22 protein-coding genes are annotated in these 21,812 nt (G+C 49.3%); 12 read left to right on the top strand and 10 right to left on the bottom strand.

Annotated features, from left to right (window positions below):
• Positions 1-51: 51 nt before the first annotated feature.
• On the bottom strand, positions 52-2,685 hold the full coding sequence (yebT, locus tag LG381_RS16930; RefSeq protein WP_000076945.1) for a lipid-binding membrane homeostasis protein YebT: 2,634 nt from the start codon (positions 2,683-2,685) through the stop codon (positions 52-54).
• A complete protein-coding gene (yebS, locus tag LG381_RS16925; RefSeq protein ID WP_225762675.1) occupies positions 2,654-3,937 on the bottom strand; it encodes a membrane integrity lipid transport subunit YebS in 1,284 nt (427 codons plus the stop codon). The genes yebT and yebS overlap by 32 nt, the downstream gene beginning before the upstream one ends.
• Positions 3,938-4,066: 129 nt before the next feature.
• On the opposite strand from yebS, the gene msrC reads away from it, so the two are divergent.
• The 4 genes from msrC (at position 4,067) to htpX (ending at position 8,500) form a co-directional block, all read left to right on the top strand.
• Positions 4,067-4,564, top strand: a complete 498-nt coding sequence (gene msrC / locus LG381_RS16920; RefSeq protein ID WP_032225366.1) for an L-methionine (R)-S-oxide reductase — start codon at positions 4,067-4,069, stop codon at positions 4,562-4,564.
• A gap of 96 nt (positions 4,565-4,660) precedes the next feature.
• Positions 4,661-5,359 carry an RNA chaperone ProQ gene (gene proQ / locus LG381_RS16915; protein ID WP_000431365.1) on the top strand — a complete coding sequence of 233 codons (699 nt, stop codon included), beginning with the start codon at positions 4,661-4,663 and terminating at the stop codon, positions 5,357-5,359.
• A gap of 19 nt (positions 5,360-5,378) precedes the next feature.
• Positions 5,379-7,427, top strand: a complete 2,049-nt coding sequence (gene prc / locus LG381_RS16910) for a carboxy terminal-processing peptidase (protein WP_001055804.1) — start codon at positions 5,379-5,381, stop codon at positions 7,425-7,427.
• A gap of 191 nt (positions 7,428-7,618) precedes the next feature.
• Positions 7,619-8,500 carry a protease HtpX gene (gene htpX / locus LG381_RS16905; RefSeq protein WP_000984500.1) on the top strand — a complete coding sequence of 294 codons (882 nt, stop codon included), beginning with the start codon at positions 7,619-7,621 and terminating at the stop codon, positions 8,498-8,500.
• Between the two features lie 45 nt (positions 8,501-8,545).
• Here the strand turns inward: htpX and LG381_RS16900 are convergent, their stop codons facing one another.
• Positions 8,546-9,919, bottom strand: a complete 1,374-nt coding sequence (locus LG381_RS16900; protein WP_024212376.1) for an MFS transporter — start codon at positions 9,917-9,919, stop codon at positions 8,546-8,548.
• A 176-nt stretch (positions 9,920-10,095) separates the two neighbouring features.
• Between LG381_RS16900 and kdgR the strand changes: the two genes are divergently transcribed.
• Positions 10,096-10,887, top strand: coding sequence for a DNA-binding transcriptional regulator KdgR (gene kdgR / locus LG381_RS16895; protein WP_001262205.1), 792 nt, complete (start codon positions 10,096-10,098; stop codon positions 10,885-10,887).
• Positions 10,888-11,028: 141 nt separating this feature from the next.
• Here kdgR and LG381_RS16890 read toward each other — a convergent pair whose 3' ends face one another.
• Entirely contained in the window at positions 11,029-11,268 is a 240-nt protein-coding gene (locus tag LG381_RS16890) for a YobH family protein (RefSeq protein WP_001211004.1), read from the bottom strand.
• A gap of 157 nt (positions 11,269-11,425) precedes the next feature.
• Here LG381_RS16890 and mgrB point away from each other — a divergent pair, with 157 nt between their 5' ends.
• The 5 genes from mgrB (at position 11,426) to rlmA (ending at position 13,938) form a co-directional block, all read left to right on the top strand.
• Positions 11,426-11,569 (top strand): PhoP/PhoQ regulator MgrB, encoded by a 144-nt coding sequence (gene mgrB / locus LG381_RS16885; RefSeq protein WP_000714530.1) that lies wholly within the window; start codon positions 11,426-11,428, stop codon positions 11,567-11,569.
• Positions 11,570-11,643: 74 nt separating this feature from the next.
• Complete coding sequence (locus LG381_RS16880; RefSeq protein WP_001006853.1) at positions 11,644-11,931, top strand: YebO family protein; 288 nt, start codon at positions 11,644-11,646, stop codon at positions 11,929-11,931.
• Between the two features lie 666 nt (positions 11,932-12,597).
• Entirely contained in the window at positions 12,598-12,714 is a 117-nt protein-coding gene (locus tag LG381_RS16875; protein ID WP_032141266.1) for a DUF2627 domain-containing protein, read from the top strand.
• Positions 12,715-12,753: 39 nt separating this feature from the next.
• Positions 12,754-12,963 (top strand): transcription antiterminator/RNA stability regulator CspE, encoded by a 210-nt coding sequence (cspE, locus tag LG381_RS16870; RefSeq protein ID WP_001062678.1) that lies wholly within the window; start codon positions 12,754-12,756, stop codon positions 12,961-12,963.
• A gap of 165 nt (positions 12,964-13,128) precedes the next feature.
• Entirely contained in the window at positions 13,129-13,938 is an 810-nt protein-coding gene (gene rlmA / locus LG381_RS16865) for a 23S rRNA (guanine(745)-N(1))-methyltransferase (protein ID WP_225762674.1), read from the top strand.
• On the opposite strand, the gene mntP is transcribed toward rlmA, so the two are convergent.
• The 5 genes from mntP to manX all read right to left on the bottom strand — a co-directional run bounded on the left by mntP (position 13,935) and on the right by manX (position 18,129).
• Positions 13,935-14,501: a manganese efflux pump MntP gene (gene mntP, locus LG381_RS16860; protein ID WP_024165129.1), complete on the bottom strand. Its 567-nt coding sequence runs from the start codon at positions 14,499-14,501 to the stop codon at positions 13,935-13,937. The genes rlmA and mntP overlap by 4 nt on opposite strands.
• Before the next feature lie 416 nt (positions 14,502-14,917).
• Complete coding sequence (locus LG381_RS16855) at positions 14,918-15,376, bottom strand: DUF986 family protein (protein ID WP_000156263.1); 459 nt, start codon at positions 15,374-15,376, stop codon at positions 14,918-14,920.
• 54 nt (positions 15,377-15,430) lie between these two features.
• Positions 15,431-16,282, bottom strand: a complete 852-nt coding sequence (gene manZ / locus LG381_RS16850; RefSeq protein WP_024165130.1) for a PTS mannose transporter subunit IID — start codon at positions 16,280-16,282, stop codon at positions 15,431-15,433.
• Positions 16,283-16,294: 12 nt separating this feature from the next.
• Positions 16,295-17,095 carry a PTS mannose transporter subunit IIC gene (gene manY, locus LG381_RS16845; RefSeq protein ID WP_000406930.1) on the bottom strand — a complete coding sequence of 267 codons (801 nt, stop codon included), beginning with the start codon at positions 17,093-17,095 and terminating at the stop codon, positions 16,295-16,297.
• Positions 17,096-17,157: 62 nt separating this feature from the next.
• Positions 17,158-18,129 carry a PTS mannose transporter subunit IIAB gene (gene manX, locus LG381_RS16840; RefSeq protein WP_000150530.1) on the bottom strand — a complete coding sequence of 324 codons (972 nt, stop codon included), beginning with the start codon at positions 18,127-18,129 and terminating at the stop codon, positions 17,158-17,160.
• Between the two features lie 317 nt (positions 18,130-18,446).
• Here manX and LG381_RS22395 point away from each other — a divergent pair, with 317 nt between their 5' ends.
• Positions 18,447-18,605: a hypothetical protein gene (locus tag LG381_RS22395; protein ID WP_300980032.1), complete on the top strand. Its 159-nt coding sequence runs from the start codon at positions 18,447-18,449 to the stop codon at positions 18,603-18,605.
• Entirely contained in the window at positions 18,593-20,149 is a 1,557-nt protein-coding gene (yoaE, locus tag LG381_RS16835; RefSeq protein WP_000394999.1) for a CNNM family cation transport protein YoaE, read from the top strand. The genes LG381_RS22395 and yoaE overlap by 13 nt, the downstream gene beginning before the upstream one ends.
• 3 nt (positions 20,150-20,152) lie before the next feature.
• On the opposite strand, the gene LG381_RS16830 is transcribed toward yoaE, so the two are convergent.
• Complete coding sequence (locus LG381_RS16830; protein WP_010345817.1) at positions 20,153-21,751, bottom strand: EAL domain-containing protein; 1,599 nt, start codon at positions 21,749-21,751, stop codon at positions 20,153-20,155.
• Positions 21,752-21,812 lie beyond the last annotated feature (61 nt).

Genomic DNA, 21,812 nt, shown 5'->3' with positions numbered 1-21,812 from the left:
CGCGCAGTTTAGCATAAACGCTCCGGCGCAGGTACGCCGGAGCAGTGCGCATTATTTGGGTAGCGCGGTTCCCCACTCACGCCACTCTTTCGGTTCGCTTTCCAGCAACAAGAAGTGTTTGCCTTCCTGGGCTTTCGGTGCCAGCGGAGTACCAGGCGGAGTGGCAAAGGCGATCCCGCCACGGATAAACTGGTTAAATGTACCGGTTTTCACTACGCCGCCCGTAAGACCAAAGTCCAGACTGTAGCCCGATGCCAACCAGAAGACGGAATTGTTCCGCACCAGGTGCTGGTAGCGTTTACTGATGCGCATCGCAATCATCACCCGATCCGATAGTGTACCCAGCGTCATTCCAGTGACCGTACCCACTTCCAGACCACGGAACAGTACCGGTGTACCGATGCCTAACGATCCGGCTTCTGGCGCTTCAACAATAATGCTTAAGCCATCCAGGTAACGAGAGTCGGTAATGGTAGCCTCCTGTAATTCAAAGTCGCGGCGAGGATTTCCACGACCGGGTTCGACATTGATATACGGCTGGAGGATGGTATCAAGGTGCTCAACGCCGGCTGCCGAAATCTGCGGTGTGACCACCGAAAAGCGTGTACCACCGCGAGCGAAAGTCTGGACATATTCCGGATAGAGCACCGCTTTTGCCTGTACTTCATTACGTGCGGTTATCAGATCCAGCGTCTGGATTTGCCCGATATCAATACCGAGGTAGCGAATTGGCATACCGACCGCCAGTTTTCCGGCATCAAAAGCGTGGAGCGTAATCTGTCCGCCGACCGCACGAGCCGCCGTTTCTGACGCATAAAGAATACGCTTATCGCCTTTACGCTGGCTGGCGCTGGCGCCGCTGAGGTTATCGAAGCTGATAGCACCCTTTAACGCCCGTGAAAGCGGCGAAGCCTGTACGGTCAGGCCGCTACCATTAAGCTGAACTTTCGCCCCGCCTTCTGCCCAGAACACGCTGTTGTTGGTCAGAAGGTTGCGATATTCCGGCTTAATATGCAGATCGATATCAAAGGCGTTAGCTCGTGGGCGCACGGTGATGACTTCGCCAACCTCAAACTTACGGTACAGCACTACCGATCCCGCCTGCACGTCTGGTAATGTTTCTGCACTTAAACTCACGGTCGTGGTGGGCAAATCGCTAAGGCTGTTTTCCAGGGCTTTTTCCAGATTGGCATACAGCGGATAGCTGGCTTTCATCTCGCCTTTATCGCCCGGCAGAATACGTATCCCTCCGTTGATCCATTCAGAGGCGCTGGCACCGAGAAACTCGACGCCGTCCAGTCCCACTTTCACGTCCACACGGCTGTTGACGACGAATTTGCTGTCGCCTTTTACCAGCTCGCGATGCTGTGGTTCAATGGCGATGGTAAAGGTGACGCCTTTGCTGGTGAGTTTACGTTCAATTACCTGACCGACCTGTACACCATGCAGAATGAGTGGCTGACCGGCATCAATACCGTAACTTTCTGGCGCGGTCAGGGTCAGCGTCAGAACATCAGGTTCATGCAGCAGGGCTTTCTCGCCAGGCACAACGACAAACTCCTTGCGTGGCTCACCATCGCCCGGCACCAGTTCGAAGGTTTTGCCCGTGAGCAGGGCGCTGAGATTCGCATCGCTGAGGGATAATTTCGGGTTACGTAATTCGATGCGGGTATTTTCCCGTAACAGCGTTACGACGCTGGGATCAACGGTCATTTCTCCGGTGACTTTGCCGCCTGGGTTTAAATCCAGTTTCGTCAGTTGTCCGACTTCCAGACCCTGATACATTAACGGTGTTGAGTCGGCGGTTAATCCGGCACCGCTCGGCAGTTCCAGTTTTATGATTACCCCACGCTGGCTGTGGGCGAGATCTTCATACAAACCAAAGGTATCTTCCGCTTCGGCGGGTTTCGACTCTTCCGGCGAATCGAAGGCAATCGCACCGTTAACCAGCGCAGCCAGACTTTCCAGTTTCACCTTCGCGCCACTGATACTGACATTGGCATCAACGCCAGAAACGTTCCAGAAGCGACTCCCTTTTTTCACCAGATCGGTAAAACGCCGCTCAATCAGGACATCAATCACCACGCCCTGGTTATTGGGATTGATCGCATAGTCGTAGACACGTCCCACCGGGATCTTGCGAAAATAGACCAGCGAACCACTATTCAGCGAACCAAGATCGGGAGCCTGTAGGTGGATCATTAGATCACCATTATCCAGCCGATATTTCGGTTGGGTATCGAGGGCGACAAAGTGATCCTGCTCTTTGCCTTTGCCTGGCATCATGCCAATATAGTTACCCCCAACCAGCGCATCCAGTCCGGAGACACCTGCCAGCGAGGCCTTTGGCGTCACCAGCCAGAACTGCGTCTCTTCGCGCAGCGCATCTTTCATATCGGACTTGATGCTGACCCTGACTTCAATCTTACGAAGATCATCGCTAAGGCTGACATCCTGAACGGTTCCGACTTCAACACCCTGATAACGAACAGGTGTGCGACCAGGGACAATGCCATCCGCCGACATAAAGTCGATGGTGACGGTGTTCCCCCGATCCTGATAACTGTCCCAAATCAGCCAGCCGGCAATCATTAGCGCGATGAACGGCAGCAGCCAGAAAGGTGAGATACGGCGTTTAGTTTTAATCTGCGCTTCAGTCGTCGAAGCGGGCGTTTCCTGACTCATGTGCATCCCAAAGTAAGCGGCTGTCCAGCCATTCCACTGCAAGAATAGTTAAAATAACCGCTGCGCCGAAATAAAACGCAGCCGGTCCCATAGTAAAAGCGAGGATCTGATCGCGATTGATCAGCGACATAGTTAAAGAAATGACAAACAGATCGAGCATCGACCAGCGACCAATCCAGGTCACCATTCGCAGTAACAGTATTCGCGTGCGTAATCCTTGTTGGCATTTAAAATGAATGCTCAATAATAAAGTGAACATCACAATCACTTTGGTAAACGGCACCAGAATACTGGCGATAAACACAATTCCGGCGACCGCAATGTTGCTGTTTGCCAGCGACATGATGCCGGAAAGAATCGTATCTTCTTGTCGTCCACCGTTCAGATAAATGATCGAGATAGGCAACAGGTTAGCTGGTAACAACAAGACGACTGAAGCCAACAACGCCGCCCAACATTTTTGAAGACTATGATGACGACGCAGGCGAAGCGGGATATGGCAGCGGGGGCAGCGACCGCGCGGATCAGGATAGCCGGTAAAGTGACACCCCAGGCAAACACGTAGTTTCGCGTCCCTGCGCGTGGCAGGGCGTTCAGGATAAAATCGCTCCCACAGCTGTTCAACATTAAGATGTGACAACGTCACCGTCGTTAAAATCACCAACGCTACAAAAGAGAATAAGCCGACACCCGCCTGGATATGGGCATAATCCTGTACCTTTATAGAAGCAACACCAATGCCGACCAGGTAGATATCCAGCATCACCCACTCTTTCAGTCGCTCAAGCATCAGCAGTACCGGGCGTAAGTTCATCCCCAGTCGGTTGCCAAACCACAAATAAGCAATAGATGTGACGAGGATAAGTGGGGCGCCGATAACGCAGAAAAAGACCATCGCCCCCGTTATCGCATCGCCCTGTTTGGTCATTTGCCAGATGCCTTGCATGACGTTGGCGTCAATACGAATACCTAACAGCCAGATATGCAACAGTGGTTCGCCCCAGGCAAATGGCATCAGCAATAGCATGGTGAACGCCATTGCCGCCAGGCGCGTTAGCGACCAGTCACGCCCGTCACGAATTTTGGCCTGACAGCGCGGACAATAGGCACTTTGATGAGAATTTATCTCGGGCAGGCTAAACAGCATGTCACATTGCGGGCAACGTTGATAATCACCACGCGGCAGTTCCTTGCTGATTGAGCTCACTGTTATCTTTTTTGTTGGCGTAATTTGCGGGGTGTTAAGTGCCATGACGTGCCAAATGTAATAAGAATTAACATTAATCTTAACCCATGATGGGAATGATCTTGAGCATTAACGCATTTAATGCTTATTTTAATAGGCTGGCAGTTCCAGGTAAGACAACCAAGTGATTATATAATGAACAAAACAGAATTTTACGCGGATTTAAATCGCGACTTTAACGCGCTGATGGCGGGAGAGACCAGTTTTCTGGCAACGCTGGCAAACACCAGCGCGTTGTTATACGAACGTCTGGCAGACGTAAACTGGGCCGGTTTTTATTTGCTTGAGGACGATACGCTGGTGCTCGGACCATTTCAGGGCAAAATTGCCTGTGTACGGATCCCCGTCGGGCGCGGCGTGTGCGGCACTGCGGTTGCCCGCAATCAAGTACAACGAATCGAGGATGTTCACGCTTTTGATGGGCATATTGCCTGTGATGCGGCGAGTAATTCTGAAATTGTCCTGCCGCTGGTGGTGAAAAATCAGATTATTGGTGTTCTCGACATCGACAGTACCGTCTTCGGTCGCTTTACAGACGAGGACGAGCAAGGCTTACGTCAGCTTGTGGCACAGCTTGAAAAGGTGCTTGCAACGACGGATTACAAAAAATTCTTTGCGAGCGTCGCAGGATAATCAACGGATAACGTAGCATTTACTGATGGCGTCATTATAATGACGCCTGTTCATGCCTGCGCTTGTTGGCTACGTCCGTTGTAATCAGGAAATTTCATGGAAAATCAACCTAAGTTGAATAGCAGTAAAGAAGTAATCGCGTTTCTGGCCGAACGTTTTCCCCACTGTTTCAGTGCGGAAGGTGAAGCGCGTCCGCTGAAAATCGGTATTTTTCAGGATTTGGTCGATCGTGTTGCCGGGGAAATGAACCTGAGCAAAACGCAACTGCGATCCGCTTTACGTCTCTACACTTCGAGCTGGCGTTACCTTTACGGTGTTAAACCCGGCGCAACGCGTGTCGATCTTGACGGCAACCCATGCGGTGAGCTGGACGAGCAGCATGTAGAACATGCTCGCAAACAGCTTGAAGAAGCGAAAGCACGCGTTCAGGCTCAGCGCGCTGAACAGCAAGCGAAAAAACGCGAAGCTGCCGCAGCTGCTGGTGAGAAAGAAGATGCACCACGCCGCGAACGTAAACCACGTCCTGCCGCGCAACGCCGTAAAGAAGGCGCCGAGCGCAAACCTCGCGCGCAAAAACCGGCTGAGAAAGCGCCAAAAACAGTAAAAGCACCTCGCGAAGAACAGCATACCCCGGTTTCTGACATTTCAGCTCTGACTGTCGGACAAGCCCTGAAGGTGAAAGCTGGTCAAAACGCGATGGATGCCACCGTATTAGAAATCACCAAAGACGGCGTCCGCGTCCAACTGAATTCGGGTATGTCTTTGATTGTGCGCGCAGAACACCTGGTGTTCTGAAACGGAGGCCGGGCCAGGCATGAACATGTTTTTTAGGCTTACCGCGTTAGCTGGCCTGCTTGCAATAGCAGGCCAGACCTTCGCAGTAGAAGATATTACGCGTGCTGATCAAATTCCGGTATTAAAGGAAGAGACGCAGCATGCGACTGTGAGTGAGCGCGTAACGTCGCGCTTCACCCGTTCCCATTATCGTCAGTTCGATCTCGATCAGGCGTTCTCGGCCAAAATCTTTGACCGCTACCTGAACTTGCTTGATTACAGCCACAATGTGCTGCTGGCAAGCGATGTCGAACAATTTGCGAAAAAGAAAACCGAGTTGGGCGATGAACTTCGCACCGGCAAACTTGACGTTTTCTACGATCTCTACAATCTGGCGCAAAAACGCCGCTTCGAACGTTACCAGTATGCGTTGTCTGTACTGGAAAAGCCGATGGATTTTACCGGCAACGATTCCTATAACCTGGATCGCAGCAAAGCGCCCTGGCCGAAAAACGAGGCCGAGTTAAACGCGCTGTGGGACAGTAAAGTTAAATTCGACGAGTTAAGCCTGAAGCTGGCAGGTAAAACGGATAAAGAAATTCGTGAAACCCTGGCTCGCCGCTACAAATTTGCTATTCGTCGTCTGGCGCAAACCAACAGCGAAGATGTTTTCTCGCTGGCAATGACGGCGTTTGCACGCGAAATCGACCCACATACCAACTACCTTTCTCCGCGCAATACCGAACAGTTCAATACTGAAATGAGTTTGTCGCTGGAAGGTATTGGCGCAGTACTGCAAATGGATGATGACTACACCGTTATCAATTCAATGGTGGCGGGTGGGCCAGCAGCGAAGAGTAAAGCTATCAGCGTTGGTGACAAAATTGTCGGTGTCGGACAAACCGGTAAACCGATGGTTGACGTGATCGGCTGGCGTCTTGATGATGTCGTTGCCTTAATCAAAGGGCCGAAAGGCAGTAAGGTTCGTCTGGAAATTCTGCCTGCGGGTAAAGGGACCAAGACCCGGACAGTAACGCTGACGCGTGAACGTATTCGTCTGGAAGACCGTGCAGTTAAAATGTCTGTGAAGACTGTCGGTAAAGAAAAAGTCGGTGTGCTGGATATTCCGGGCTTCTATGTTGGTTTGACGGACGATGTCAAAGTTCAACTGCAGAAACTGGAAAAACAAAATGTCAGCAGTGTCATTATCGACCTACGTAGCAACGGCGGGGGGGCGCTGACTGAAGCGGTATCGCTCTCTGGGCTGTTTATTCCATCAGGTCCGATTGTGCAGGTTCGTGATAACAACGGCAAGGTTCGCGAAGATAGCGATAACGACGGTCAGGTTTTCTATAAAGGCCCGTTAGTGGTGCTGGTTGACCGTTTCAGTGCTTCGGCTTCGGAAATCTTTGCGGCTGCCATGCAGGATTACGGTCGTGCGCTGGTTGTGGGTGAACCGACATTTGGTAAAGGCACAGTCCAGCAGTATCGTTCTCTGAACCGTATCTACGATCAGATGTTACGTCCTGAATGGCCGGCGTTGGGTTCAGTACAGTACACAATCCAGAAATTCTATCGCGTTAACGGCGGCAGTACGCAACGTAAAGGCGTAACGCCAGATATCATCATGCCTACGGGCAATGAAGAGACGGAAACCGGTGAGAAATTTGAAGATAACGCGCTACCGTGGGATAGCATTGACGCTGCAACCTATGTGAAATCTGGAGACTTAACGGCGTTTGAACCGGAGTTGCTGAAGGAACATAATGCGCGTATCGCGAAGGATCCTGAGTTCCAGAACATCATGAAGGATATCGCTCGCTTCAACGCCATGAAGGACAAACGCAACATCGTTTCTCTGAATTACGCTGTGCGTGAAAAAGAGAATAACGAAGATGATGCGACGCGTCTGGCGCGGTTGAACGATCGCTTTAAACGCGAAGGAAAACCGGAGTTGAAGAAACTGGACGATCTGCCAAAAGATTACAAGGAGCCAGATCCGTATCTGGATGAAACAGTGAACATCGCGCTTGATTTGGCGCGTCTGGAAAAAGCCAGACCTGCGGAACAGCCCGCCCCCGTCAAGTAACATCAATCAGGCACAAGAAATTGTGCCTGATTTTTTAACAGTGGCAAGATGCCGTAAATCAGATGCTACAAAATGTAAAGTTGTGTCTTTCTGGTGACTTACGCGCTATCCGGACTTGAAAATAGTCACGTAGCCCATACGATGTGGGTATCGCATATTGCGTTTTGTTAAACTGAGGTAAAAAGAAAATTATGATGCGAATCGCGCTCTTCCTGCTAACGAACCTGGCCGTGATGGTCGTTTTCGGGCTGGTACTGAGCCTGACAGGGATACAGTCGAGCAGCGTTCAGGGGCTGATGATTATGGCCTTGCTGTTCGGTTTTGGTGGTTCCTTCGTTTCGCTTCTGATGTCCAAATGGATGGCATTACGATCTGTTGGCGGGGAAGTGATCGAGCAACCGCGTAACGAAAGGGAACGTTGGCTGATCAATACTGTTGCAACCCAGGCGCGTCAGGCTGGAATTGCTATGCCGCAAGTGGCTATCTACCATGCGCCGGATATCAACGCCTTTGCAACCGGTGCGCGCCGTGATGCCTCTCTGGTTGCTGTCAGCACCGGTTTGTTGCAAAACATGAGCCCGGATGAAGCCGAGGCAGTAATCGCTCACGAAATTAGCCACATTGCCAATGGTGATATGGTTACGATGACGCTGATTCAGGGTGTGGTGAACACCTTCGTTATCTTTATTTCTCGTATTCTCGCGCAACTGGCCGCTGGCTTCATGGGCGGTAACCGTGACGAAGGTGAAGAGAGCAACGGTAACCCGCTGATCTACTTTGCAGTCGCGACGGTGCTGGAACTGGTATTTGGTATTCTGGCGAGCATTATTACCATGTGGTTCTCGCGTCATCGTGAATTCCACGCCGATGCGGGTTCAGCGAAACTGGTTGGCCGTGAAAAAATGATTGCCGCGCTGCAGCGTCTTAAAACCAGCTATGAGCCGCAAGAAGCAACGAGCATGATGGCTTTCTGCATTAACGGTAAGTCAAAATCGCTCAGTGAGCTGTTCATGACTCACCCGCCGCTGGATAAACGTATTGAAGCTCTGCGCACCGGTGAATACCTGAAGTAATATGAAGTAAATGCTAAAAAGCGCGTCCTGGTCGACGCGCTTTTTTTATGCCTGGGATCGTGGCTGGGTAATCCGTAACCCACTGACGCAGGCAGCAATCACAGCCAGAATAGCCGCAGTCATCAGCGAGACGTGCGTACCATTATCGCCAAACTGATTTAACATCAGAGCCACCAGAGCCGCGCCGCTACTCTGACCAAGCAGACGAGCTGTACCTAACATGCCACTGGCACCACCGCTACGTTCGCGAGGGGCGGAGGTAATAATGGTGTGGTTATTGGGGGACTGAAATAAGCCAAATCCAGCGCCGCATAAGATCATTGGCCAGATAATGTTGATATCCGCAGGAGAAGCGGGCAGCAGAACCAGTGAAAACAGACCCGCTGCCATAATGAACAAACCTAAAGCACCAAGTAATCCTGCATGTACGCGCTCTATCAGATAGCCTGCAAGCGGTGCCATCACCATGGTAGCTAACGGCCACGGCGTCAGGAGTAAACCCGTTTCTACTTCACTGCGCCCAAGCACGGTTTGCAGGTAAAAGGGCAGAGAAACCATTGCCAGCATCTGTGCGCAGAAAGAGCAAATAGACGTGCAAATAGAAAGTGAAAACAGCGGAATGCGCAGTAAATCCACCGGTAGCAGCGGTACGGGAAGAGAAAGCTGGCGGCGAATAAAGAATATACCCACGACAACCATTACCGCCAGTTCTGCTGCAATCAACGTCAGCGATTGCCCCTGAGCGAAACCACTCAACGCAGTAATAAGCAGGCCGAAGGTTAACGCATTCATTACTGCACTGGGCAGGTCAAAACGAGGTTTACTGGAACGCGAGCCATTAGGTGGCAGAAAACGTATCGCCAGAAGCAGAGCGATAATACCCAACGGCACGTTGATTAAAAATAACCATTTCCAGGAAGCAAAGGAAAGAATTGCCGCTGCAATTGTCGGACCGGCAGCCGAGGAGACGGCAACAATAAACGAGTTAATTCCCATCCCCCTACCCAGAAAACGCTGCGGGTAGATCAGGCGGATAAGTGCAGTATTGACGCTCATCAGTGCTGCGCCGCCGAAACCTTGTATTACACGCGCCAGGGTGAGCATTTGCAGCGAATCAGAAAGGGCGCAGAACAGCGAAGACAACAGAAAAACGACCAGTCCGCATTTATAAATACGTCGATAGCCAAACATATCTCCCAGAAACGAGAATGAGAGCAGAGAGACGACAATGGCAATTTGATAGGCGTTCACTACCCAGATGGAGCTGGCTGGCGTGGCATGAAGGTCTGTGGCGATTGTTGGCAAGGCGACGTTAGCGATAGCGCCGTCGAGGACCGCCATCGAAATACCAATAATAATGGTTAAAATCGCGCCGTATCGCTGAGGCAACGGCAGACCATCGGCCTGAACTTTTGGCATAGGAATTTTATATCTTTTGGTAATAATCAACAGGGGTATGATTCTAGCACTGATATTCACGGCGAATGTCGCAGAATTGTAACTAACCGGCAAAAGATGGATTGCGACCACCCTGGCACGAAATTATAATAAAAAACAGTTCTGATTTTTATAAAACACTCGCAATGAGGTGATAAATGGCTAACGCAGATCTGGATAAACAGCCTGATTCTGTATCTTCTGTACTGAAAGTTTTTGGCATTTTGCAGGCGCTGGGCGAAGAGCGTGAAATAGGGATAACCGAGCTGTCACAGCGCGTCATGATGTCAAAAAGCACCGTTTATCGCTTTTTACAGACCATGAAAACCCTGGGCTACGTGGCGCAGGAAGGGGAGTCAGAGAAATATTCGCTGACCCTGAAATTGTTTGAACTGGGCGCCCGCGCGTTACAAAATGTTGATCTTATTCGTAGCGCAGATATCCAGATGCGTGAGCTTTCCCGCCTGACCAAAGAGACCATCCACCTTGGCGCGCTGGATGAAGACAGCATTGTTTACATCCACAAAATTGACTCTATGTACAATTTGCGCATGTATTCTCGGGTTGGTCGTCGTAATCCGCTTTACAGTACTGCGATTGGTAAAGTATTGCTGGCCTGGCGCGATCGTGATGAAGTGAAGCAAATCCTTGAGGGCGTTGAGTATAAACGCAGTACCGATCGTACCATTACCAGCACAGAAGCGTTATTACCGGTGTTGGATCTGGTGCGTGAGCAAGGTTATGGCGAAGATAACGAAGAGCAGGAGGAGGGGCTGCGCTGTATCGCAGTTCCGGTATTTGACCGCTTTGGCGTGGTTATTGCTGGTTTGAGTATTTCCTTCCCGACCCTGCGTTTTTCTGAGGAACGTTTGCAGGAGTACGTGACTATGCTGCATACGGCGGCGCGTAAAATTTCCTCTCAAATGGGGTATCACGACTATCCGTTCTGATTAGAGGAAGAACCTGTCTGTATAATATTCAGACAGGTTCTGTATTTCGCGCGGGTTAAATAAAGTTACAAATGGCGTAACATAGTACGCTATGGCGATGAATGTACTTTTTATCTTCGGTTTAAGTAGTTATTTATGCCTTTAGCCATTATCTACAACGTTATTGCTTTTACGTAACAGCGGGCAATCTGTTATTCCGAAAAGCCCACTTTTAGTGTGTAGGTATTGTACCGTGCTGGTGCCTCTGGCGGTCAGATAGGAACATTGCAAACCTAACCCAGCGGCATTTTCCTTGCTTCCAATCAGAACGCCATATCCGCTTAGTAATAATCCTGTCCATACCAGTGCTATCAACATAATTGTGCGAATAATGAATCGCATTATGACCTCATCTCTTTTTTGTTCGCCTAATCGTAGCGGTAATATGGGCTGAAGCAAGCGTATAGTTCCGAAAAAGCACGAATATCGACATAGTTAGGCGCTGTTTAACTAACGCATGATAGTTTAATGACATAAGGTAGTTTAAACGGAGACTGGAGTGAAAAAGTTTCGATGGGGCGTTCTGGTTGTCGCTGTGCTGGCTTGCTTGCTGCTATGGGCGCAGGTGTTCAATATGATGTGCGATCAGGACGTACAATTTTTCAACGGAATTTGTACCATCAATCAATTTATCCCGTGGTGATATCATTTTTTCAACGGTAGATTTCCTTCCTGTGTGGCAGTGGTAGAATGGCGCCTCTACTTAGAGGTGGTGAAATGAACGAAGTTGTAAATTCAGGCGTGATGAACATTGCGTCTTTGGTTGTATCGGTGGTAGTTCTCGCTATTGGGCTCATCTTGTGGTTTTTCATCAACCGTGCCAGTTCACGGACTAACGAACAGATTGAACTTCTTGAGGCATTGCTGGATCAGCAAAAACGGCAAAATGCGCTGTTACGTCGTTTGTGCGAAGCAAGCGAACCTGAAAAAACAGATACCAGTGCTGCAGAGAACCAAAAAGCGGCTGAAGATGACGATATCATCCGCCTGGTAGCTGAACGGTAATCCGTCCTCAAATTTGAGTAACCCTGGTGTTAACGGGTTACTCATCTTATCATTCATATATGCACTATAGTGGTGCAATTGATTTAAATTAATACTCTGGTCTGACTTCAATTATTTATCGTGTTATTTATTTAATAACATCGATATCGGAAAAAGATATTTACCCCGCTAAGTTATTGGGATGTTTACATCGGAATTGTGATCAATCACGGTATTGTTTATTAGCGAAACGTTTCTCTTCTCACTTTTTAGTATTTCATCAATTTTTCTTATTTTAAAATAATAATATGCCTTAAGTATAGTTTCTTTATTGTACTCGAGTTTGTTGTTAACTGACTGTTTTATGGAGTGAATTTATATAATATTTTATTCGTTATATATCATAAAAAGTGATATCGCTCGCATTGCGTAATAAGTTGTAGTGCTGCTCTGGAAGAACTGAACTTATTGAACTATGTTAGAAACTACATCAGATCAAGTATCTGTTTGTAATGGTATGGTTAAGTGCATCGATATATCGACATGTATTCCGTTGCATAAATGTGCAAAAAAGTGGAAGGCGTATCGAGATTTGTGCGGCTGATCGAGACATGTTTAAAAATGGCTTGCCATAATTAACGTTGTATGTGATAACAGTTTCGGGTTAAACGAGGTACAGTTCTGTTTATGTGTGGCATTTTCAGTAAAGAAGTCCTGAGTAAACACGTTGTCGTTGAATACCGCTTCTCTGCCGAGCCTTATATTAGTGCCTCATGCAGTAATGTGTCAGTTTTATCTCTGTAATGCCTGCGGGCGAAGAAAACAATCTAAGGAATTTTTCAAATGGCAAAGATTAAAGGTCAGGTTAAGTGGTTCAACGAGTCTAAAGGTTTTGGCTTCATTACTCCGGCTGATGGCAGCAAAGATGTATTCGTACACTTTTCCGCTATCCAGGGTAATGGCTTCAAAACTCTGGCCGAAGGCCAGAACGTTGAGTTCGAAATTCAGGACGGCCAGAAAGGTCCGGCAGCTGTTAACGTAACAGCAATCTGATCGAAACCACTGATCTGAAGTGTAAACGCGCTTCAATCTCGCTATCAAGCCTCGTCCAAATGCGAGGCTTTTTACTTTGTTTTATTCGCGCTCTTGCCTGCGGATATTTGCCCGTCGCGCAATTCGCGTTACACTTGCGGCCTTTAGTATCCTGCCGGAGTTGTCATGTCGTTTTCCTGTCCACTTTGTCATCAGCCGCTATCGCTTGAAAAAAACAGCTATATCTGTCCCAAACGGCATCAATTTGATATGGCGAAAGAGGGATATGTTAATTTGCTGCCCGTTCAGCATAAACGATCCCGCGATCCGGGTGATAGTGCGGAAATGATGCAAGCGCGGCGTACATTTTTAGATGCCGGTCATTACCAGCCGCTTCGTGATGCGATAGTTGCTCAGTTGTGTGATTGTCTTGATGAGCACGCAACGGCAATACTGGATATTGGCTGTGGGGAAGGGTACTACACTCATGCTTTTGCCGAGGCATTGCCGGGTGTGACTACTTTTGGTCTGGATGTCTCTAAGGTTGCGATTAAAGCTGCGGCGAAACGCTATCATCAGGTTACCTTTTGTGTCGCTTCCAGCCACCGTCTGCCGTTTTCTGATACCAGTATGGATGCCGTTGTCCGTATCTACGCGCCGTGCAAAGCAGAAGAATTAGCGCGCGTGGTCAAACCGGGAGGATGGGTCATTACCGCTACCCCGGGACCACGACATTTAATGGAGCTGAAGGGGCTGATTTACGACGAAGTACATCTACATGCGCTCCATACGGAACAACTGGAAGGTTTTACATTACAGCAGAGCGATGAATTGTGTTATCCGATGCGCCTGCGCGGAGATGAGGCCGTTGCGTTGTTACAGATGACACCGTTTGCCTGGCGCGCCAAGCCAGAAGTCTGGCAAACGCTGGCGGCAAAAGAAGAATTTGATTGCCAGACGGACTTTAATATTCACGTCTGGCAACGAACAAATTAGCCGTGGTAGTGCGTCCAGAGGATCTGGACGCCAATGCCAATAAGCACCAGCCCGCCAAGAATTTCTGCTTTTTTGCCAATAATTGAACCGATAAAGCGACCCACCATCATACCTAATGTTGACATGATCAAGGTGGCGCAGCCAATCGCCAGTGCAGTAGCAATAATATTAACTTGCAGGAAGGCCAGACCAACACCAACCGCCATGGCATCCAGACTGGTGGCAATTGCGGTAGTTACCAGCAACCAGAAACCGTGACGACGACGCGGTTCTTCATCCTCATCGTCTCCACCACGAAAACCCTCAATAATCATTCGCCCGCCGAGAAATATCAGCAGTACAAACGCAATCCAGTGGTTCCACTCGAGAACAAAACGGCTGGCTAACATGCCCATACCCCAGCCAATCAGCGGCGTCAGCGTTTCAACGGCACCAAAAATAAGGCCAGTGCGCAGGGCTTCAGAAAATTTCGGTTTATGGAGGGTGGCACCTTTACCGATTGATGCAGCAAAGGCATCCATCGACATACCAAAAGCAAGAAGAACAGTAGCAGTGATATTCATGACAACGTCCTGACCGGGGTATCCATAAAACACATCACCGCCCCCAGCAAACATGCACACATGAACGACAAGAAGCGCCCATGCAGGCATAGCGATTGATGTGCATATGGTCTCGCCTGACTGAAGGTGTTCAGTCCGTACGTGCCACGTTTTGCAACGAGTATGTTGACACGTACATTTCCGGAATCTGGAAATCGGCTACTCCCCAAATGAGGGCGCAACCTTAACATATTTTGAGAATATAAAACAACTGTTGGGATATATTATTGCATTGTATTATTGATAACGATTTTCATTTAGATTTATATATCAATAAAACGTTAAAATAAATAACAAATAAGAGAAGGAATAATATAGCCTAAGCTATGTCTGGTTATTAAAAATACACTAAACATAGCTTCGGCTAAATCTATAACTTATTGAGTTGACACGAGAAGTTTATAAATTTTTTCCAGATCGTCGATATTTCGAACGCGGATTAATAAACGGCGCTGTTCTAATTGCATCACCAGTACGCCATCTTCCGATAAGTTCATCGCTTTAATTCGGCGATATTCAATCCAGACATTGGCGAAGAAAAAACCTTGCTGTTTAAAAATGATTTTCGGAACCCGGATCCAGAAAATATAAAAGCCCATTAGCGCCAGTGCACTTAATAACCAGGTGGTTATTTGTGCGCCATGGTTGGTCACATTGTTATAAATAAGAATGACAATCAGCCCGACGAAGATAACGCTATCGATGCGACCGCGCCGGAGCAAAGGAATTGCCAGCAGGGTGGGGCCGTTGCGTCGGGGCATGATGAACTGATCGTATATCGCAAAGGCCAGGAGTGCGGCGATGAACAGAATCAGTACCAGATCCGTGATTGTCATTAATCCTCCAGATAAAAAAACGGGGCCAATAGGCCCCGGTAGTGTACAACAGTATTACAGTCCCAGCAGGCCGCAAGCGTAACCAGCGATACCGATGACGAAGAAGCCAACGATGATCCACAGAGGGTTAACTTTTTTGCGCAGCAGCCACATACAGGCGAAAGTCAGCAACAGCGGCACCAGGCCTGGCATTAACTGGTCAAGAATGGTCTGGACAGTGGTAACGTGCTCTTTACCCGTCTGGTCGGTGATGCGAGAGACTACCAGCGGGATGTTGACATGTGTCCACTTGTTAACCAATGCCCCCATGACAAACAGGCCGAGAATAGACGCCCCTTCCGTCAGTTTTTGCAGGAAGCCGCCACCCATATCTTTAACGATATCGATACCTTTGGAGTAACCATACGCTACGCCGTAGTAACGGGTTGCCAGGCGTACCAGGTTAAACAGAATAAAGAACAGCAGCGGACCTAACAGGCTGCCGCTCATTGCGATCCCGGCACCCAGCGCCGCGAATACCGGACGTACCGTACCCCAGAAGATCGGGTCGCCCACGCCTGCCAGCGGCCCCATCAGACCTACTTTGATACCGTTGATAGCACCGTCGTCGATCTCTGCGCCGTTAGCGCGCTGTTCTTCCAGCGCCAGGGTTACGCCGAGGATTGGCGCCGCCACAAACGGTTGGGTGTTAAAGAATTCGAGGTGACGTTTAATCGCCTGTTTACGGGCATCGTTGTTCTCAGGATAGAGGCGACGAATCGCCGGAACCATAGAGAAGCAGAAACCCAGTGCCTGCATACGTTCGAAGTTCCATGAACCCTGGAAGAGGTTAGAACGCAGGAAGACGCCACGAATATCACTCGGAGTGAGTTTTTTCTCGGTGGTAGTTTGAGTTGTATCAACCATTTCGCTCACCTGTTAGTCCAGTTCGTTATCGAGATCGTTGTTACCAGCAGCCTGAACAGGCGCACCGGCTACGCGGTTATATTTCGGGCTAAGTTGGATGTAGAGCACTGCCATAACAGTACCAATCACACCCAGAGCAACCAGGTTAAAGTTGGTGAATGCTGCGGTTACGAAGCCGAGGTAGAAGAACGGCATCAGGTATCCAGCACGCATCATGTTGATAACCATCGCATAACCAACCACCACGATCATGCCACCGGCGATATTCAGACCATTAGTCACCACTTCCGGAATGGCGTTCAGCATGTTCTGAACTTCACTGGTGCCTACAGACAGCGCAACAATCACGGCCGGGATAGCCACACGCATCGCTTGCAGGAACAGAGAAGAAACGTGGATCCAGGAAATTGCCGTCAGGTTGCCATTATCAGCCGCCTTATCCGCAGCGTGCTGGAAAGCAACGGTGATGGTACGAACGATGATGGTCAGCACCTGACCCGCAGCGGCCAGCGGGATTGCCAGCGCGATACCGGCACCGATGCTCTGATGACCAGCGATAACCAGAATGGTAGAAATGATGGAAGCCAGAGCGGCATCAGGCGCAACTGCGGCACCGATGTTCATCCAGCCAAGTGCGATCATTTCCAGAGTCCCACCGATAATAATACCGGTTTTCATATCGCCAAGAACGATACCCACCAGGGTACAGGCGATTAGCGGACGGTGAAACTGAAATTCATCGAGGATTGATCCCATACCTGCGATACAGGCTACGATAAATACCAGCACAATTTGAAGAGTGGTAATCTCCATTGTACTTCTCCTGTTTACGTAAGACTTAAGTGTGAAAACTGAGTGATAATCAACACAATACGTTACTTATCGATTTTGCTGATCAGATCCATCATTTTCAGTTTCGGATCGGTGGAAACCTTACGGACTTCCAGTTCGATACCACGCGCATTCAGTTTTTTGAACGCTTCGATATCTTTTTCATCAACCGAAACCGCGTTATTCACCTGGGTTTTACCCTGACGGAATGCCATACCGCCAACGTTAACAGAGGTAATTTTCACGCCGCCTTCAACGAGGCGCTCAACATCTGTCGGGTTGGTGAATAACAGCATTACACGTTCGCCAGCATATTTCGGGTTGTTGTAGACACGGATCATCTTGGCAACATCAACCACGTGTGCTGTTACGCCCGGAGGTGCAACCTGGGTGAGCAGTGTCTTACGAACGGTATCCGCAGCCACTTCATCACTAACAACGATAATACGGGAGACATTGGTTTCTTTGGTCCAGCGGGTAGCGACCTGACCGTGAATCAGACGATCGTCGATACGCGCAAGGCCAATAACCATGTAGTCATTTGGTCCCATTGGTTTTGCCGGAGTTGGAGCCGCTTTTGGTGCGGCGGCGGCGGGTGCTGGCGCTGCTTTTTCAACCGGTTTGGCTTTCAGTGCTTTCACGCCTTCACGGCCTGTTTCTACTGCCAGCGCCACCAGTTCATCAAAGCCAGGGTCATCATCACGAGCCATTAACGTTTCCACCAGCATTGGAATGTTAACGCCTGCGATCACTTCATAATGCTCTTTGTCGACGACAATACGGCTGGCAGCATTGAACGGGCTGCCGCCCCATGTATCAACGAGAAACAGCACGCCTTTAGTGGTGTCGAGTTTTGCCAACTGAGCGTTGTACTTTTCAATCAGCGTTTCGGCATTTTCACCTGGAACGAAATCGATCCAGCCGACGTTTTCCTGCTCGCCTAACAGCATCTCTGCCGTTTTAAGCAACTGCTCTGCAGCCCAACCATGTGTGCCTATAACAATAGCAATGGTCACTTGCTACCTCCTTTATTATTGTTAACACCTCAACGTGCCAGATGTATTTTTTGAATCGTCGTCCACAATCGAATCGATTCAGATAAGGGTTACAACCAAAAACCCCCTGCGTTTCGCGATTTATTTTAGATAGCGAAAAAAATATTTTATGTGATGAGGATCCGTAATTTAACTTTGGATTAGCAAAATTCCGAAAGGTAAAATACCCTCGTTACATTCGTTTGCAAAGGAAGGTAAATCTTTGCCAAATCAGAGTTCTCTCTGATATGTTTAACTCCCGTTTAACAATCAAGGAGTATGGGGCAGCAGCCCGCAGTATGGATCGTCACCGACGTCATTTCAGCATCAGGCCTTTCAGCGCCTGCCTTTCTGGCATTTTTTGCCGCACCTTTTGTTTGCATTTTGTCGTTACGGCTGCATTATTTCTGGCGCCGAATAGCTATTCCTTAAGCAGGAGCTTGTCATGGAATTCTTAATGGACCCCTCGATTTGGGCGGGGCTACTCACGCTTGTCGTTCTTGAAATCGTGCTGGGTATCGATAACCTGGTTTTTATCGCCATTCTTGCCGATAAACTGCCGCCAAAACAACGTGATAAAGCACGTTTGTTGGGGCTGTCGCTGGCGCTGATCATGCGTCTGGGACTGTTATCGCTGATTTCATGGATGGTCACCCTGACCAAACCGCTATTTACCGTGATGGATTTTTCCTTCTCCGGCCGCGATCTGATTATGTTGCTTGGGGGGATATTCTTGCTGTTTAAAGCGACAACGGAGCTACATGAACGGCTGGAAAACCGCGATCATGATTCTGGTCATGGCAAAGGCTATGCCAGTTTCTGGGTGGTCGTAACACAGATTGTCATCCTTGATGCCGTCTTCTCGCTGGATGCGGTGATTACTGCAGTAGGGATGGTCAACCATCTGCCGGTGATGATGGCAGCGGTGGTGATTGCGATGGCAGTCATGTTGCTGGCATCGAAACCGCTGACGCGATTCGTTAACCAGCATCCAACGGTAGTGGTGCTCTGTCTGAGCTTCCTGTTAATGATTGGTCTGAGTCTGGTAGCAGAAGGCTTTGGTTTCCACATTCCGAAAGGTTACCTGTATGCCGCGATTGGCTTCTCGATCATTATCGAAGTATTTAACCAAATTGCGCGCCGTAACTTTATTCGTCACCAGTCGACTTTACCGCTGCGTGCACGTACTGCTGATGCCATCCTGCGTTTGATGGGCGGTAAACGTCAGGCGAATGTGCAGCATGATGCGGATAACCCGATGCCGATCCCGGTGCCGGAAGGTGCGTTTGCCGAAGAAGAGCGATACATGATTAACGGTGTACTGACTCTGGCGTCGCGCTCTCTGCGCGGGATTATGACGCCGCGCGGCGAAATCAGCTGGGTTGACGCTAACCTTAGTGTCGATGAAATCCGTGAGCAGTTGCTTTCTTCTCCACATAGCCTGTTCCCGGTATGTCGCGGAGAGCTGGATGAAATCATCGGTATCGTGCGTGCGAAAGAACTGCTGGTGGCACTGGAAGAGGGCGTTGATGTAGCGGCGATTGCTTCGGCGTCTCCGGCGATTATCGTTCCGGAAACCCTCGATCCGATCAATCTGCTGGGCGTGCTGCGTCGCGCTCGCGGTAGTTTTGTGATCGTGACCAACGAGTTTGGTGTGGTGCAAGGTCTGGTTACGCCTCTGGATGTGCTGGAAGCCATTGCCGGTGAGTTCCCGGATGCTGATGAAACGCCGGAAATCATTACCGACGGCGACGGCTGGCTGGTAAAAGGTGGTACAGACCTCCACGCCTTACAGCAGGCGCTTGATGTTGAGCACCTTGCTGATGACGATGATATCGCGACGGTCGCAGGTCTGGTGATTTCTGCAAATGGTCACATCCCGCGTGCGGGCGATGTGATTAACGTAGGGCCGTTGCATATTACCATTGTTGAAGCTAACGATTATCGTGTTGACCTGGTTCGTATTGTTAAAGAGCAACTGGCGCACGACGAAGACGAATAATCATTAACGAAATGGCATAACGGGCGTGATATGCCCATTATGCCGGGCGGGCGGCGGTTGGCTGCCCGCCAGCCATTTTGGGAAATCACGCAGCGGCATTGGTTGCGCGTACAAATATCCTTGTAAAATATGCACCCCATGACGGCGTAAATATTTTGCCTGTTCTTGCGTTTCTACGCCCTCCGCCACCAGTTCAATATTCAGTCTTTGCCCCAACGCAATGATGATATCGGTTATCGTCGAGTTAACCGCGTCTGAACCAATTGCAGCGGTGAATGACTTATCAATTTTCAGGACGTCAGGGCGTAACGTTTCCAGCCAGGAAAACGAACTGTTGCCGGTGCCGAAATCATCAATCGCCAGTTTGACGTTTTTACGATGCAGTTCGCGGGCAATCCGATAATCAACATCCAGTAAGGCATCGCGCTCGGTTATTTCAAGGATGAGTTGCTGAATCGGGTGAGCACTGAACCAGTACTGATTAAGATCTTTCAACAGCACGCCACGGCGAAAATGGCTGGGGGCGACGTTAATCCCAATGTGAAACTGGTTGCTTATTGGAAAAACGTGGATTTGACGGATGGTTTCCATCATCACATAACGGGTAAGCGGCACTATCAGGTGATGTTCTTCCGCAATAGGGATAAACACATCCGGCGAGATCCAACCCTGACGTGGGTTATTCCAGCGCAGCAATATCTCTACGCCAATACATTGCTGACTACGTGCGTTTAGTAAAGGTTGACAGAATAGCTCGAACTCATGTTGCGCAAGGCCAAGATTAATTTCGCGCGAAAAACTCATTCTGTGTGCGGTTGCAAGCCATGCAACATAACCCACCAGTAAACTCAACAGTACAGCCAGCGGGAGCTGGCTGGGAAGATGATGCAACGCCAGTTGCGTCGCACCAGGTCCGCTGACGCTAATGGTAAAAGGAAAATTTTGCGATGAAACCTGGTAACGTTCATTGCCATTAAGCGGAGGTAAAGAATCAACCAGACCGTCATCATAGAGTAAATGGCGATCGGCCACCGTCAGGCTGGCGTTTCTAATTTGCGGCAACTGCGGCTCCAGTAACATCGTCGTCAATAACCCAATGTTGATCATCTCCAGAACGCCATCACCGCTATGTGATGACAAGGGATACCACTGGATCAGCACTGGGCTACCTTTAATCAACACGCGATCGGTGGAAAGACGCAGAAGAGGCCGTGGGGCAGGCAAATCGGCTTGAATATCATAAACAGGGACATTTCGATAGCCAAAAATACTGGAGCAATAGAGCGTACCGTTTTGAACCAGACCAATAGAACGCACGGTTTGCAGTTTTGCGGCCTGCTTGCGTAGAGGTAAATGAGCGACTGAGCAGGGAAGGCCAATCAACGGAAGTAAAAGCTCGCGTCCTTCCTGAAGGGGCTGCAAGACTTTATCCAGCTCTTCAACAGCGTGATTGGCGAAGAGGATCACCCGCTGTTGATTTAAGTTACGCTGTGAAATAAACCGCACGCTTAGTGTCGCTACAAGCGTAAAAAGTGCGCAAATTGTACAAACAATCATTCGATTACGGCGATAGGTTTTAATGATCCGTTGTGCTTTTTGCATGCGGGCCGCCCTGTAAGCGCATGGCAACAAACGCCTGACGCAACAGTGGAAGTGTAGTGGG

The sequence above is a fragment of the Escherichia sp. Marseille-Q3837 genome (assembly GCF_916618735.1).
GTDB classification, from domain to species: Bacteria; Pseudomonadota; Gammaproteobacteria; order Enterobacterales; family Enterobacteriaceae; genus Escherichia; species Escherichia ruysiae.
This window is presented reverse-complemented; position numbering and strand designations above follow the sequence as displayed.